Annotated in this window: 20 protein-coding genes; 19 read left to right on the top strand and 1 reads right to left on the bottom strand. The window is 66.5% G+C overall.

From position 1 onward, the window contains the following. From AC5WJ1_RS11915 to AC5WJ1_RS11840, 16 genes are read left to right on the top strand one after another with little or no spacing between them, the layout of a single operon-like run. On the top strand, nt 1-1,290 hold the full coding sequence (locus tag AC5WJ1_RS11915) for a DUF2213 domain-containing protein (RefSeq protein ID WP_494476121.1): 1,290 nt from the start codon (nt 1-3) through the stop codon (nt 1,288-1,290). 12 nt (nt 1,291-1,302) lie between these two features. Beyond that, the gene (locus tag AC5WJ1_RS11910) at nt 1,303-1,797 is read left to right on the top strand and encodes a structural cement protein Gp24 (protein ID WP_494476120.1); all 495 of its coding nucleotides are present in this window, start codon (nt 1,303-1,305) and stop codon (nt 1,795-1,797) included. 13 nt (nt 1,798-1,810) lie between these two features. Continuing rightward, nucleotides 1,811-2,848 carry a DUF2184 domain-containing protein gene (locus AC5WJ1_RS11905; protein WP_494476119.1) on the top strand — a complete coding sequence of 346 codons (1,038 nt, stop codon included), beginning with the start codon at nt 1,811-1,813 and terminating at the stop codon, nt 2,846-2,848. 12 nt (nt 2,849-2,860) lie between these two features. Beyond that, entirely contained in the window at nt 2,861-3,268 is a 408-nt protein-coding gene (locus AC5WJ1_RS11900) for an STY1053 family phage-associated protein (protein ID WP_494476118.1), read from the top strand. 39 nt (nt 3,269-3,307) lie between these two features. Beyond that, a complete protein-coding gene (locus AC5WJ1_RS11895; RefSeq protein WP_494476117.1) occupies nt 3,308-3,691 on the top strand; it encodes a DUF4054 domain-containing protein in 384 nt (127 codons plus the stop codon). 25 nt (nt 3,692-3,716) lie between these two features. Continuing rightward, nucleotides 3,717-4,196: a phage virion morphogenesis protein gene (locus AC5WJ1_RS11890; RefSeq protein WP_494476116.1), complete on the top strand. Its 480-nt coding sequence runs from the start codon at nt 3,717-3,719 to the stop codon at nt 4,194-4,196. A 3-nt stretch (nt 4,197-4,199) separates the two neighbouring features. Continuing rightward, entirely contained in the window at nt 4,200-4,571 is a 372-nt protein-coding gene (locus tag AC5WJ1_RS11885; RefSeq protein WP_494476115.1) for a hypothetical protein, read from the top strand. 3 nt (nt 4,572-4,574) lie between these two features. Beyond that, a complete protein-coding gene (locus AC5WJ1_RS11880) occupies nt 4,575-5,165 on the top strand; it encodes a phage neck terminator protein (RefSeq protein ID WP_494476114.1) in 591 nt (196 codons plus the stop codon). A 9-nt stretch (nt 5,166-5,174) separates the two neighbouring features. Then, nucleotides 5,175-6,650 carry a DUF3383 domain-containing protein gene (locus AC5WJ1_RS11875; RefSeq protein WP_494476113.1) on the top strand — a complete coding sequence of 492 codons (1,476 nt, stop codon included), beginning with the start codon at nt 5,175-5,177 and terminating at the stop codon, nt 6,648-6,650. 11 nt (nt 6,651-6,661) lie between these two features. Then, nucleotides 6,662-7,105, top strand: a complete 444-nt coding sequence (locus AC5WJ1_RS11870) for a phage structural protein (protein ID WP_092307225.1) — start codon at nt 6,662-6,664, stop codon at nt 7,103-7,105. Nucleotides 7,106-7,107: 2 nt separating this feature from the next. Next, complete coding sequence (locus AC5WJ1_RS11865) at nt 7,108-7,557, top strand: phage tail assembly chaperone (protein WP_494476112.1); 450 nt, start codon at nt 7,108-7,110, stop codon at nt 7,555-7,557. Between the two features lie 38 nt (nt 7,558-7,595). Next, the gene (locus AC5WJ1_RS11860) at nt 7,596-7,742 is read left to right on the top strand and encodes a DUF6889 family protein (protein ID WP_167355470.1); all 147 of its coding nucleotides are present in this window, start codon (nt 7,596-7,598) and stop codon (nt 7,740-7,742) included. Next, the gene (locus AC5WJ1_RS11855; RefSeq protein ID WP_494476111.1) at nt 7,732-9,480 is read left to right on the top strand and encodes a phage tail tip lysozyme; all 1,749 of its coding nucleotides are present in this window, start codon (nt 7,732-7,734) and stop codon (nt 9,478-9,480) included. Before AC5WJ1_RS11860 ends, AC5WJ1_RS11855 begins: the two co-directional genes overlap by 11 nt. Further along, nucleotides 9,477-10,052 carry a phage baseplate protein gene (locus tag AC5WJ1_RS11850; RefSeq protein ID WP_494476110.1) on the top strand — a complete coding sequence of 192 codons (576 nt, stop codon included), beginning with the start codon at nt 9,477-9,479 and terminating at the stop codon, nt 10,050-10,052. Before AC5WJ1_RS11855 ends, AC5WJ1_RS11850 begins: the two co-directional genes overlap by 4 nt. Beyond that, nucleotides 10,052-10,369: a phage baseplate plug family protein gene (locus tag AC5WJ1_RS11845; RefSeq protein WP_494476109.1), complete on the top strand. Its 318-nt coding sequence runs from the start codon at nt 10,052-10,054 to the stop codon at nt 10,367-10,369. The genes AC5WJ1_RS11850 and AC5WJ1_RS11845 overlap by 1 nt, the downstream gene beginning before the upstream one ends. Then, nucleotides 10,366-11,334, top strand: a complete 969-nt coding sequence (locus AC5WJ1_RS11840; RefSeq protein WP_494476108.1) for a phage protein — start codon at nt 10,366-10,368, stop codon at nt 11,332-11,334. The genes AC5WJ1_RS11845 and AC5WJ1_RS11840 overlap by 4 nt, the downstream gene beginning before the upstream one ends. Here the strand turns inward: AC5WJ1_RS11840 and AC5WJ1_RS11835 are convergent. Further along, nucleotides 11,331-11,870 (bottom strand): hypothetical protein, encoded by a 540-nt coding sequence (locus AC5WJ1_RS11835; RefSeq protein WP_494476107.1) that lies wholly within the window; start codon nt 11,868-11,870, stop codon nt 11,331-11,333. The genes AC5WJ1_RS11840 and AC5WJ1_RS11835 overlap by 4 nt on opposite strands. Nucleotides 11,871-11,880: 10 nt before the next feature. Between AC5WJ1_RS11835 and AC5WJ1_RS11830 the strand changes: the two genes are divergently transcribed. From AC5WJ1_RS11830 to AC5WJ1_RS11820, 3 genes are read left to right on the top strand one after another with little or no spacing between them, the layout of a single operon-like run. Then, nucleotides 11,881-12,621 carry a Gp138 family membrane-puncturing spike protein gene (locus tag AC5WJ1_RS11830; RefSeq protein ID WP_494476106.1) on the top strand — a complete coding sequence of 247 codons (741 nt, stop codon included), beginning with the start codon at nt 11,881-11,883 and terminating at the stop codon, nt 12,619-12,621. Between the two features lies 1 nt (nt 12,622). Continuing rightward, a complete protein-coding gene (locus AC5WJ1_RS11825) occupies nt 12,623-12,973 on the top strand; it encodes a contractile injection system sheath initiator (protein WP_494476105.1) in 351 nt (116 codons plus the stop codon). Next, nucleotides 12,973-14,154: a baseplate J/gp47 family protein gene (locus AC5WJ1_RS11820; protein WP_494476104.1), complete on the top strand. Its 1,182-nt coding sequence runs from the start codon at nt 12,973-12,975 to the stop codon at nt 14,152-14,154. The genes AC5WJ1_RS11825 and AC5WJ1_RS11820 overlap by 1 nt, the downstream gene beginning before the upstream one ends. Nucleotide 14,155: the final 1 nt, after the last annotated feature.

Raw genomic sequence — 14,155 nt, 5'->3', positions numbered from 1 at the left:
ATGCGCTTCTACACCGTGCAGAAGCTGGGCCCGAAGCGCTCACTGACGCCCGAGGGCTTCCTCCTGTGCGAGGAAGTGCCCGTGGCGCGCACCGGGGAGATGCTGTACGGCCCGGGCGAGGTGCCCGTCGAGCCCGGACCCGACGGGCTAATCCGCATTAGCCGGACGCCTGACGAGGTCTTCCGCCCCGAGACGCTGGCCAGCTGCATCGGCAAGCCGGTGACGCTGGACCACCCCGACGACTTCGTCACGCCGGCCAACTTCGCCGCGCTGGGGAAGGGCGCCATGCTCAACCTGCGCCGCGGCAGCGGCATCGAGGATGACCTGCTGATCGCGGACCTGCTGGTCACTGACCAGGTCGCGATCGAGGCGATCCAGAAGGACGGCATCGAAGAGGTCAGCCTTGGCTATGAGGCTGACTACGAACAGGTATCACCCGGCCGCGGGGTACAGCGGAACATCGTTGTCAACCACGTAGCCCTCGTCGAGCGCGGCCGGTGCGGCCCGCGCTGCGCGATTGGCGATAAGGAACCCCAAATGGCAAAGAAGAAGCCCACTTTCCTCGACAAGCTGCGCGCCCTGATGAAGGACGCCGAGTCCGAGATGGAAGAAGAGAAGAAGACCGGCGACGAAGCGCCGGACGACGAGGACGAGGATGACGATCCGCCGGCAAAGACCGGCGACGCTCAATCCGTGCTGCTCAAGAAGATCCTGAAGCGCATGGACGCCCAGGATGCCGCCATCGCGGCGCTGGGCAAGCGTCGCGCCACGGACTCGGAGAAGGAAAAAACCGACGACGAGGACGAGGACGGCCCGGAAAAGAAGAAGACCGGCGACGACGGCGACCTGACCGAGGCCGAGACCGCCGGCACGCTCAGCCAGTCCGAGGTCGACCTGTACACCGGCGACGCCGCGGCCAGCATCCCCTCGCGCGCCGAGATCCTGGCGCCCGGCATCAAGCTGCCGACCCTGGACTCGAAGATGGCGACCAAGGACCGCGCCGCAGCACTGTGCAAGTGCCAGCGCAAGGCGCTCGACTTGGCCTACCAGACCGACGCAGGCAAGAAGGCCATTGGCCCGTTCCTGGGCGGCCTGACGGCGGACTTCGAGAAGCTGCCCGCCGCGCTGGTGCACGCCGCGTTCATGGGCGCCAGCGAGCTGGTGAAGGCGCAGAACAACGCCGGCAACAGCCGCAGCGTCGCGCCGACGCGCGACTTCGGTAAGGCCCGCACCGTGGCCGACATCAACGCCGCCAACCGCAAGTACTGGGCCGACCGGTCCGCCAACTAAGGAGTCCCGAACATGGGCAACGCAATTCTGTATCGCATGGCCTCGGGCATCCCGGGGGACATCTCCCGCCAGTCGCAGGCGACCGTCGAAGCGCAGATCCTGAACTCGGCCCTGCCGTTCCCCGGCTATGGCCTGTTCGGCAAGATCGCTGCCGGCAAGTTTGTGCCGATCGCCGCCGGCGACACCGCGGCGGCGGTCTACGGCCTGCTGGTCCGGCCGTATCCGACCACCGGCGGCGCCGGCTCGGAACCGCTGGGCACGGCCACGCCGCCCACCACCGGCGTTGCTGACGTCCTGCGCCGCGGCTACATGACCGTCAAGAACAACGCCGGCACGCCCGCCATCGGCGGCCCGGTGTACGTCCGGGTGGCCACGCCCGCCGCAGGCAAGCCGATCGGTGGCATCGAGGCAGCGGCTGATGGCGCCAACACCATTGCCGTCACCGGCGCCACGTTCATGAACGCGGGCGACGCCAATGGCAACGTCGAAATCGCCTACAACATCTAAGGGGTCACCCAGAATGAGCAAAATCATCCTCCCGCGCATGGCCGCGGCGGCTGCCATCGCCATGGTCAACGCCCCGGCGATCATCCGCGCCCGCACGCGCGACAACATGCTGACGTTCGACAGCCGCACGATCGACAGCACCGGCTCCTTCCTGATCGGCGAACTCGAGCGCCTGGACCAGACGCTGCACGGCCCGCTGGCCTCGGTGACCTGGTCGCGCGACATCGACCTGCGCGAGGACGTCTCGATCGCGGACGAGACCTCGTCGTTCACCAATTCCAGCTTCGCGGCCGCCGGCGGCGCTTCGCCCAACGGCAAGTCGTGGATCGGCAAGGACGCTTCGGCCATCGCTGGCATCGCGCTGGACATCGGCAAGACCGCGAACCCGCTGACCCTGTGGGGCATGCAGATCGGCTGGACCATCCCCGAGCTGGAATCGGCTCAGAAACTGGGCCGCCCGGTCGACCAGCAGAAGTTCGCCGGTATGCAGCTGAAGCACAACATGGACGTCGACGAGCAGGTCTACATCGGCGACACCGTGCTGGGCGTCACCGGCCTGGTGAACAACGTCGCCGTGACCAACCTGTCGAACGCCGTCACGGGCAACTGGAATACGGCCACGCCTGACCAGATCCTGGCCGACGTGAACGAGCTGCTCACCAGCGTTTGGGCCGCGTCCGCCTATGCCTACTGCCCGGCGGAGCTGCGCCTGCCGCCCGCCAAGTTCGGCATCCTCGTCAGCCGCAAGGTCAGCGACGCCGGCAACATCAGCGTGCTCGAGTACCTGAAGCAGAACACGATCTCGAACTCGATCAACGGCCGGCCGCTGAACATCCAGCCGCTGAAGTGGCTGTTCCAGCGCGGCACGGCGAATGCCGACCGCATGATGGCGTACACCAAGGAGCAGGACAAAGTCCGCTTCCCGATGGTGCCGCTGCAGCGCACGCCGCTCGAGTATCGCGACATCCGCCAGCTCACCACCTACTTTGGCCGCCTGGGCGTGGTCGAGGTGGTGTATCCCGAGCTGATCGGCTACCGCGACGGCATCTGAGGGGAGAGCGACATGCCGAAGATCTACGTCAAGAAGTCCTTCACGCTGCAGCACGAGGGCGAGAAGCACGAGTTCGCCGTGGGCAACCACGACGTGCCGGCGGCGATCGCCGCGCACTGGTTCGTGAAGGCGCACACCGGCGAGGAACCGGCGGCCGGCAACGAGGCCGAGCAGGGTGAGCTGGCTGAACAGCGCGCCGCGCTGGAATCTGCCGCCCAGTTGCTGGAGGGGCGGGCCGAGCAGCTTCAGCAGCTCCAGGACCAGCTGGCCGAGCGGCAGAAGGCCATCGCCGACCGCGAGCAGGCCGCCGACCAGCGCGACGCAGACCTAGCCAAGCGCGAGGCGGCCGTGGCGGAACGCGAGCAGGCCGCCGACAAGGCAGCTGCCGACGCGGCCAAGGCGGCGAAGCAGTCGAAATGAGGGGTATGATGCCTCGCAAGGGGCATCGCCCATCCGCCTATGACACCCAGCCAGTTCCGACAGGACTTTCCCGAGTTCGACGACGAGACCAAGTACCCCGACGCATCAGTCCAGATCTGGCTGACGGTGTCGGCGTCGCTCGTCAACGAGTGTCGATGGGGCGTACTGACCGACCAGGGCATCGAGCTCTGTACGGCCCACCACCTGGTGCTGGCCGCCCGGGACGAGCAGGCAGCTGCCGTAGGCGGCATCCCGGGCCAGATGACCGGCCCGCTCTCTTCGAAGGCCGTCGACAAGGTCAGCGCCAGCTACGACACCGGCGCCGCGACCATCGACGACGGCGGATTCTGGAACCTGACCACCTACGGCGTGCGGTACCTGACCCTCGCCAGGATGATGGGCGCCGGCGGCATCCAGCTGTAGCGCAGCCGCCCATCGGGAGATCCCCATGGGCGTGATCAAAGTCGACCGGCTGAAGGAAGTCCTGCAGTCGATCAACGGCCTGGTGCAGAAGGAAGTGCTGGTCGGCATCCCCGACAGTGCACCGGAGCGCAAGGACGACGAGCCGCTCGGCAATGCCACCATCGGTTACATCCAGGAGACCGGTTCCCCGGTCAACAACCTTCCCCCGCGACCGTTTCTGGTGCCCGGCGTTGCCGCGGCAGAGGGAAAGGTTTCGCCGCAACTGCAGAAAGCGGTGGAGGCGGCGCTCGACGGGGACCTGACAGGCGCCGAGCGCCGCATGGGCGCCGCGGGCCTGACCGCTCAGAACTCAGTGCGCGCGCGGATCAACAGCGGCATCGATCCGGCGCTGAAGGAATCCACACTGGCCGACCGCCGGCGGCGCGGCCGCACCGGCACCGTGCCGCTGATCGACACTGGTCAGCTGCGCAACTCGATCACCTACGTGATCCGCAAGAGGAAGTAACCCATGGCGCTGCTCGATGTCACCGACGTCCTGCTGGACCCGGATTTCATGGACACCGGTCTGGTATGCCACCGGATGACGCAAGCGGTGGACAGCCACGGCCGCGCGAGCAACACGGTTACTGCCACGCCGTTCGCGGCGGTGGTGACCAGCGACAAGGGCGACATGCTGCACCGGAACGCCGACGGCAGCCGGATCATCGGCTCGATCACTGTTCACACCCCATTCCGCCTCTCGGACGGCAGCGCCGGCCAGGACGCCGACGAGATCGTCTGGCAGGGCCGCACCTACACCGTGGTCAACGTCAACGATTACAGCCACTTCGGGCGCGGCTTCGTCTGCGCCACCTGTGACATCAAGCCTCTCTCGGGGTAACCCATGAACGACAGCTCGACCGGCGGATACCTGGCGCCAGCCGTCGCGGCGCCGCCGGCCGAGGATGACGCGCTCGACAACCTGCTGCAGGAGCTGGTGACGGGCGTGACTGGCTTGCCCGGTAGCCTTGTGCGGCCGCGATGGCAGCCGACCGTGCCGAAGCAGCCGGAACCGTCCGTGAACTGGTGCGCGCTCGGCATCAGCGTCCAGACCAACGACGCCGGCCCGGCCATCTTGCACGACCCGGCGGGTGACGGCCATGACGAATACCAGCGGCACGAGGACATCGAGGCGCTGTGCACCTTCTACGGGCCGGCCGCGAAGGGGTATGCCCAGCGGCTGGCCGATGGCCTGGCCATCCCGCAGAACCGAGAGCAGCTCCGCCTGAACGACATGGCTTTCGTCTCGGCCGGCGAGATCCGCGGGGCGCCGGACTTCGTCAACCAGCAATGGGTGCGGCGCTACGACCTGACGTTGCTTCTGCGCCGCAAGATCACCCGGACCTACCCGGTCCTCAACCTTCTGTCCGCTCAGGCGAGCACGGAAACCGACTCGGTACCGCCGATGGCGAGCACCAACAACATCGACCAGTAGAGGATGACCATGTCCAACGGATTGCCGGTTTCGCGGCTGATCGACGTCACCATCAACATGTCGCCGCTGGCGGCGCAGGGGGCGAATCTCAATACGGCGCTGATCCTCGGCGCGTCGGCGGTGATCGACACCGCGGAGCGGATGCGCTCGTACGGCACGATCGACGCTGTCGCGGCCGACTACGGTACCGCCGCGCCGGAATACCAGGCCGCGGTGCTGTACTTCCAGCAAACGCCCCAGCCGTCGCAGCTGTATCTGGGTCGCTGGGCAAAGACCGCTACGTCTGGCTCGCTGCGCGGCGCTGCTCTGACGGCCGCACAGAAGGACATCGCCGTGTGGCAGGCAGTCACCGCCGGCTCGTTCAAGGTCACGATCGACGCCACGGTCAAGACGCTGTCGGCGCTCAACTTCGCCACGGCCACGAACCTGAACAACGTCGCGAGCATCATCACTACGGCGCTGGCCGGCGCGACTTGCGTGTGGAACGGCACCCAGTTCGTGATCACGTCGCCTACCACCGGGCCTGCGTCGAAGGTCAGCTACGCCACCCCCACCGGCGCGGGCACCGATATCTCGGCCATGCTGGGGCTGACCAGTGGCCTGGCCTCGGCGCCGGTGGACGGCATCGTTGCCGAGACCCCTGATGCGGCGGTGGCCATCTTCCTGAACCGCTTCGCGAACAGATTCCTCGGCCTCATGTTCGCCGACACGACGCTGACGAACGCGCAGCACACAGCGGTGGCTAACCTGATCGAGGCGGACCAGCGTCACATCTACGGCGCGACCTCGCAGGAGCCGCAGGCGCTGGATTCGACCAGCACCGCAGACCTGGCGTCGACGCTGAAGGCACTGGGCCTGAAGTACTCGTTCGTGCAGTACTCCGGCAGCAGCCCGTATGCTGCGGCGTCGATGTTCGGCCGGCTGCTGACGACCGACTTCAACGCCAACAACAGCACCATCACGCTGATGTACAAGCAGGAGCCCGGCATCGTGCCGGAGAGCCTGACCAGCAGCCAGGCCGACACCCTGCAGGCCAAGCGCTGCAACGTGTTTGTGGGCTACAACAACGACACGGCGATCATCCAGTACGGCGTGACGCCCAGCGGCATCTTCATCGACTCGGTCTACAACTCGATCTGGTTCCAGAACCGGATCCAGACCGATGTGTACAACCTGCTTTACCAGAGCCCGACGAAGATCCCGCAGACCGACGCTGGCAATGCCCTGATCGCGGCGACGATCGAAGCGGCGTGCGACGCCGCGGTAAACAACGGCTACCTGGCACCGGGCGTCTGGAACTCAGGTGGCTTTGGCGCGCTGAAGCAGGGCGACACGCTGGCGAAGGGCTACTACGTCTACGCGCCGCCGATCGCGCTGCAGTCGCAGGCAGACCGCGAGACCCGCAAGTCGGTGTCCTTCCAGGTGGCAGCGAAGGAAGCCGGCGCCATCCATTCCGTTGACATCCTGGTCAACGTCAACCGCTGATAGGGGAAACCATGTCCGGAACGTATTCGTTCATCGATGTGCAGGCCTCGCTGGTTGGCCCCGGCGGCGCATTCTCGCTGGGCTACGGCGAGGCCACGGCCGAGGAAGGCATCACCATTGCCGCGGCCAACGACAAGAACACCATGACCGTCGGCTCGGACGGCAAGGTGATGCACAGCCTGCGCGCCGACGGCTCGGGCCAGATCACGCTGCGCTACCTGAAGACCGCGCCGGTCAATTCCCGGCTGATGGCGCTGTACAACGCGCAGAAGCTCGACAGCCGGTTGTGGGGCAAGAACGTCATCACGGTCAGCCAGTCGGTGGCCGGCGACATTGCCACCGGCATCCAGTGCGCCTTTAAGAAGGTGCCGGACCTGACCTATGCCACCGAGGGCGGAACGGTTGAATGGGTGTTCGACGCCGGCCGCATCGAGGAAATGCTGGGGACCTACTGACCATGGCTCACGAAATCGATCTGGCGGGCAACCGCTACTCGCTGGGGCGCCTGAACGCGATGCAGCAGTTCCATGTGTCGCGGCGCATCGCGCCCATCGTGCCGACGCTGATCCCGGTCTTCCTGCGCGTGCGCGCCAGCGGGAAGCCGTTGACCGACGATCTGGAGGGCCTGGCTGCCGCGCTGCAGCCGCTGGCCGACGGCCTGGCCGCGCTGAAGGACGAGGACGCGGAGTACGTGTTTGGCACCTGCCTGTCCGTGGTGCAGCGCCAGCAGCCGACAGGCTGGGCGCGCGTCTGGAGCGGCTCGCAGACCATGTTCGAGGACATGGACCTCGCCGTGACGCTGCCGCTGGTGGTGCAGGTCATCACGGCGAACCTCGGCCCTTTTATCAACGGGCTGCTTACCAGCCAAGCGAGCAGCCCGGCGGCCGCGGCATCGCCGGCTGGCTAAGGCACCTTCCCGGCGGCGAGGACTGGCTACTGGCGCCGGTGGCCGAGGGCTGGTGCAAGTACGAGTCGCTGCTGGATGGCTCGTTGGGGCTGGAAGACATCGCCCTGATGAACGACGCCATCACGGTGCGCGGTGACAACCTCGCGGCGGCCCGCCGCATGCTGGAAGAGAAGAATGGCCGATAGCACCGTCATCCGCGAGTTCCTGGTCGCGCTCGGCTTCAAGGTCGACGAGAAGGGGCTGAAGAACTTCACGACCGGGGTGGATCAGGCCACGAAAGGCGTGGTGCGGCTGGTGAGCACCATCCAGGGCGCGGCGCTGTCGATCGGCGCCGGCGTTTCCGCCTTTGCCTCGAAGCTGGAAGGTCTGTACTTCGTCTCCCAGCGCACCGGCGCCGCGGCAACCAGCCTGAAGGCGCTGGAGTACGCCGCGCGCAACCTGGGCGTCTCGTCCGAGGCGGCGTTCGGCACTGTCGAGAACCTGGCTCGCTTCCTGCGCAATAACCCGGCGGGCGAGGGCTACCTCGCTACCATCGGCGTGCAGACGCGCAACGCCAACGGCGAGCTGCGCGACACCGTTGACATCCTGGCCGACCTCGGCAAGGAGCTGGCACAGAAGCCAACCTGGCTGGCGAGCCAGTATGGCAACGTCCTGGGCATCGACGAGAACCTGCTGCTGGCCATGCGCAATGGCGACTTCGCCAGGTTCATGGCGCAGTATCGGGTCATGGCTCGCAATAACGGGCTGGACAAGGCGGCGGAAGACTCGCACGCGCTCATGATCGCCCTGCGCGACCTGGGCACCACGTTCGAGAACTTCGCCATCCGGGTGCAAGGTGCGCTGCTGCGCAAGATCGGCCCGCAGTTGGAGCGGTTCAAACGGTGGTTCGACGAGAGCTCGCCGGCCATCGCGGACCGGGTGGCGAGCATCGCCAGCGCGGTCCTCGCCGCAGCGGCTGCCATGGGCCCACCGCTGCAGTGGGTGGTCGACAAATTCATCGAGCTCGACAAGGCAACCGACGGCTGGTCCACCCAGCTTCTGCTGCTGGTCGGGGTATTCAAGGTGCTGGGCGGCTTCCAGATCATTGCAGGCATCTGGAAGATGGTCGCCGCAGTGCGCGCGCTGGGCGCGGCCAACGCGGCTGCAGCAGCTGCCGGTGGCGCGGCTGGTGCTGGCGGGGCGGCAGGAGCTGCTGGCGCCGGCGCGGCCGCGGGCTGGCTGTCGCGCTTCCTGCCATGGCTGGCTAAGGCCGGCGGCGCGGCAGCGCTGCTGCTGCACAGCGGCGGCCTGAACGAAGGCGAGGAAGCCGAGCTGGAACGCCGGCGTGCCGCGGCCGGACAGCCGTCCGGTTCTGAGCAGGCGGCTGGTCGGGCCGGCGCCGGGCAGCAGCCGGCTGGGGGACCGCGGGCCGCCATCGATGCCGTGGGCTTCTTCCAGCGCATGGGCTGGACGCACGATCAGGCCGCCGGCATCGTGGCCAACCTGCGCCACGAGAGCGATCTCAACCCGCGCGCCGTGGGCGACAGCGGCCAGGCGTATGGCGTGGCCCAGTGGCATCCGGACCGCCAGGCCAACTTCGCGCGTTGGGCTGGCAAGGACATCCGGGATTCATCCCTGATGGAGCAGCTGCAGTTCGTGAACTACGAGCTGACGCAGGGCGCCGAGCGGCGCGCCGGCCAGCTGCTGAGGGCGGCACAGAACGCCCAGCAGGCGGGCGAGATCGTGTCGCGCTACTACGAGCGGCCGGCCCGGGCCGACATGGAGGCGGCGCGCCGCGGCTCTACCGCCGTCGACCTGAAGCAGGAAACCAACATCCATATTCATGGGGTGTCGGATCCTGTCGCGGCCGGGCGGGCGACCGCCGGCGAGCAGGGGCGCCTGAACGGTGACCTGATTCGCAACCTGCAAGGAGCGGTGTCGTGATTTTCGACATGATCACCCTGGTGCCAAAGAGCATCGGCAGCATCACGATCCCGGTGTTGATCGAGGAAGCCCACCAGGACGAGCTGCAGATCACCGAGCACCCGGTGGAGAAGGGCGCGGAAATCAACGACCACGCCTTCAAGCGGCAACCCGAGGTGGTGATCAAGTGCGGATGGAGCAATTCCGACATCGCCGCGCTGGCGGGTCTGGCGCAGGCCATCTTCTCGGGCGGGGGCTTGCCATCTGCCGACTACATCAGCACGGTGTATTCGCAGTTGCTGGCCCTGCAGGAGCTGCGCGAGCCGTTTGAGGTGGTCACGTCGCTGCGGATGTACGACAGCATGCTCTTTAAAGGGCTGGCCGTACTGAAGGACCAGAAGACGGGTGCCGCGCTGTCGGTAACCGCCACGCTGAAGCAGCTGCGCATTGTTGAGACGCAGGTGACCACGCTGCCGCCGCGCGAGAATCAGGCGGACCCGGCTGCCACTGCTGAGACGCAGAACACCGGCGTCAAGGCTGCGACGCCAGCCACGCCGGCGCCAGGCGGTTCCGTACCACCCACGAGCATGTGATGCCCAACTTCTTCGAGATCCCGCTGTCGCCGCTGCCGCAGCGCTTCACGATCACGCTGGGCGGTGTGGACTATCGCCTGACGGTCCAGTACCGGAAAGCTGGTGGTGCCGGCTGGGTGCTGGACATCGCCGACGCCAACAACGCGCCGCTGGTGTCCGGCATCCCCCTGGTGACCGGCGCGGACCTGCTGGCGCAGTACCAGCACCTCGGCTTCGCCGGTCGCCTCTGGGTTCAGGGCGCGGCGGATGCCGACGACGTGCCGACTTACGAGGATCTGGGCATCGGCTCGCATCTCTACTGGGTGACGGACGCATGAGCACGCCGCAATTCGGCCGCAAGGTCTCGCTGATCATCGGCCAGGACAGTGGCGACGCCCTGGACCTCTCGGAGCTCCGTTTCCGGTTCGACGTGCGGCGAGGCGACTTGCAGACGCCGAACTCGGCGCGCGTGCGGGTGTACAACGTGTCGGCGGACACGGCCCGCCGGGCCCAGCGCGAGTTCACGCGCCTGGTGCTGCAGGCCGGCTACCCCGGCAACTTCGGGATCATCTTCGACGGCACCATCAAACAGGTGCGACGCGGGCGCGAGAGCCAGACGGACACCTACGTGGACATCACCGCGGCGGACGGTGATTCCGCCTACAACTTTGCCGTGGTGAATACCACCCTTGCGGCGGGGTCCACGCCGGCGGACCATGTTGCGGCCGCCTGTACCGCCATGAACCCGTACGGGGTAACGCAAGGCTACCTACCGGAACTGCCGTCCAATCCGCTGCCGCGCGGCAAGGTGATGTTCGGCATGGCCCGGGACTTCATGCGCTGGACGGCCAGGACCTGCCAGACGGTCTGGAGCATCCAGGATGGCAAGGCCATCATGGTGCCGGAGACGTCCTACATGCCGGGAGACATTCCGGTCGTTACGGCGGAAACCGGCATGGTCGGGCTGCCTGAGCAGACCCAGAATGGCATTACGGTCAAGATGCTGCTGAACCCGAGTGTCAAGATTGGGCGGCTGATCAAGATCGACAACGCCAGCGTGCAGCGCTACGAGTACAGCCTGAACACAGGACAGCAGGCCCAGAACGAGCGGATCGAGCAGCAGGCGAAGCTGCAGGACGATGGCTTTTACTACGTGATGATTGCCGAGCACTACGGCGACACGCGGGGGAACGACTTCTACACGGATGTGATCTGTCTGGCGGCGGACGTGACAGTGCTGCCGGACACCTTCCAGACCAAGGCCGCAGTGCCGCCGGATTTCGTGATCAAGAAGTACGGCTAGCGCAGGGAGTCGTGATAGGACCGCACGTTCTTTATGAACTCTTCCTGGGACATGGCCGGCTTGACGTACTGCGCCGATCCGTCGCGCTGGATCTTGGCTTCGACGTAGGCGGTGAGAGAGTCCTGACGCGCGTCACCGTACGTGGAAACGATGACGACTCGGTCCTTTGTCGGGCTGACCAGGTTGCCCCAGCATCCCGGCACCAGGGCGCGGCCGTGGAGAGTCTCGGCCGCGCGCATGTCCTTGGCGTTGACGATCGAGAGCCGGCACGGTGTGTCGCGATAGAGAACCGTGACCATTGATCCCCTAGCGATGGTTTCGTCGACGGCTTTGCTGAAGATGAACGCGACCCGACCGGCAGTGGCCGGATCGAAGGATTTCATCCTGATCCGGGCGTCTTCCGCTTCCTGCGCCACCTTCCATTGAGGCTTCACCGCTTGTTCGGCAGCAAGAGCCCGGTTCTTCTCGGTGAGGGCGTCGGCGGCCATGGCAAAGCTGGATGCGCCGATCAGGATTGCTGCAAGAACCTTCTTCATAGCGAACACCATGGATAGACGAGAGCGGGTTGACGATCCCGAGGTAGCGCTTCGGGAGGCGTTCGACGGGCTGCGCGCGGGCATCTGGACGGCGATGCCGGGGATCATCCAGGCATTCCAGAGCGCGGCGGACCGGCCGCCGACCTGTACCGTGCAGCCGGCCATCAAGATCCCGGTGCGCCGGCTCGACGGCACCATCGAGAGCGTCGCGCTGCCGCTGCTGGTGGACTGCCCGGTGCAGTTCCCATCTGGCGGGAATTGTAGTCTGACGTTCCCGGTTGCTCCAGGCGACGAGTGCCTGGTGGTCTTCGCCAGCCGGTGCATCGACAGCTGGTGGCAGTCCGGCGGCGTCCAGGAACAGGCCGAGCTGCGCATGCACGACCTGTCGGACGGGTTCGTGCTGCTGGGTTTCCGGTCCAAGCCGCGAGCGCTGGCCGGCGTCAGCGCCAGCGCGGCACAGCTGCGGACAGATGACGGGCAGGCCTTTGTCGAGGTGAATGCGGCAACCCACGCAATCAGTATCCAGACGACAGCGCCGGTCAACGTGACTTCGACAGCCTCTGCAAGCGTGACTGCACCAAGCATCACCCTGGGCGCCGCCGGCCAGTCGCTGCTGGCCTTCGTGACATCGGCGTTCCAGGCGCTGTTCAACAGCCATACCCACACGTCCGCCGGTTCCGGTTCGCCAACGAGCGCACCGAACCAGGCAATGGGCAGCAGTCATATGACGAGCACCGTCAAGGGCGGATGACATGCGGTATCGAAAACTCGCCGCCGACGGCGACTACGTCTTCGGCGGGCAGCAGGCCGACTTCTACAAGGACAGCCCGGATGCCGTCGGCCAGGCCGTGCTGACGCGGCTGCGGCTCGCGCGCGGCGAATGGTTCCTCGACATCACCGAAGGCATGCCGTGGGACCAGGTGCTGGGCAAGTACACGGCCGGCACTTATGACGCAGCGATCCGGCAGCGAATTCTCGGCACGCAGGGCGTACGCGAGCTGGCCGCCTATTCGAGCACCCTGAACAGCGAAACGCGCACGCTGAGCGTGATGGCGACGATCAACACCATATACGGCACCACCACCGTGCAGGCGACATTCTGATGGCCATCACCACGACCGCACCGACGATCGATGCCAACGGCATCACGGCACCGTCCTACGCCGAAGTGCTCGAATATCTCAAAGACCAATACCGTGCAATCTACGGGCCCGACGTGTACCTCGAGGCGGACAGCCAAGATGGCCAGTTGCTGGCGGTGTTCGCCTCGTCGATCAACGACGCCAACGCGGTGGCCATTGCCATCTACAACTCGTTCAGCCCCGCGACGGCCCAAGGCGCCGCCCTTTCGAGCAACGTCAAGATCAACGGCATCGCGCGGCACGCCTCGTCCTACTCGACGGTGGACCTGCTTCTGGTCGGCCAGGCCGGCACGACGATCACCAACGGGATTGCCAAGGACGCCAACGGTGTGAAGTGGGCGCTGCCAGCGTCGGTGACCATTCCGCCTGCTGGTCAGATCACCGTGACCGCAACTTGCCAGACCATCGGTGCAGTGTCGGCGCCGGCGGGGAGCATTACGCAGATCGGAACGCCGACGCTGGGCTGGCAGACGGTGACGAACCCCTCAGTTGCCGCCGAGGGCGCGCCGGTCGAGACCGACGCAGCGCTGCGGCAGCGACAGACCGTTTCGACCGCATTGCCGTCGCTGACTGTGCTCGACGGCATCATCGGCGCGGTGGCCAGCCTGCCTGGTGTGACGCGATGGGCTGCTTACGAAAACGACACGGCGGCCACCGATGCCAATGGCATCCCCGAGCACTCGATTTCGCTGGTGGTGGAGGGGGGCGATGCAACGGCCATTGCCAACGCCATCGCCGCCAAGAAGACGCCAGGGTCAGGCACGTACGGCACGACGTCGGTGGTGGTGCTGGACGTCTACGGCCGGCCGATCACGATCCGGTTCTTCCGCCCCTCCAACGCCCCAATCACCGGTACCGTGAACGTGAAGGCGTTGACCAGCTACAGCACGCAGACGGGCGATGCCATCAAGCAGGCCGTCGCCGACTACATCAACGCGGTGGCCATTGGGGGCGGGCTGTCTGGCAGCGTGGAGTGGGCCGACGCCATTACCGCGGCGAACGGCGTGGGTGGCGGCGTGACGTTCAAGCTGACGGGGTTGACGCTGAGCGGGCCGGGCGGTGCTGGATCGCCCGACGTGGCGCTCGCATTCAACCAGGCGGCCTCGTGCACGCCGGCAAGCATCACCCTCAATGTGACCTGAC

The organism is Cupriavidus sp. MEYA8 (assembly GCF_059278825.1).
The sequence above is the reverse complement of the archived record's forward strand: the minus strand, read 5'-3'. Positions and strand labels throughout refer to the sequence as shown.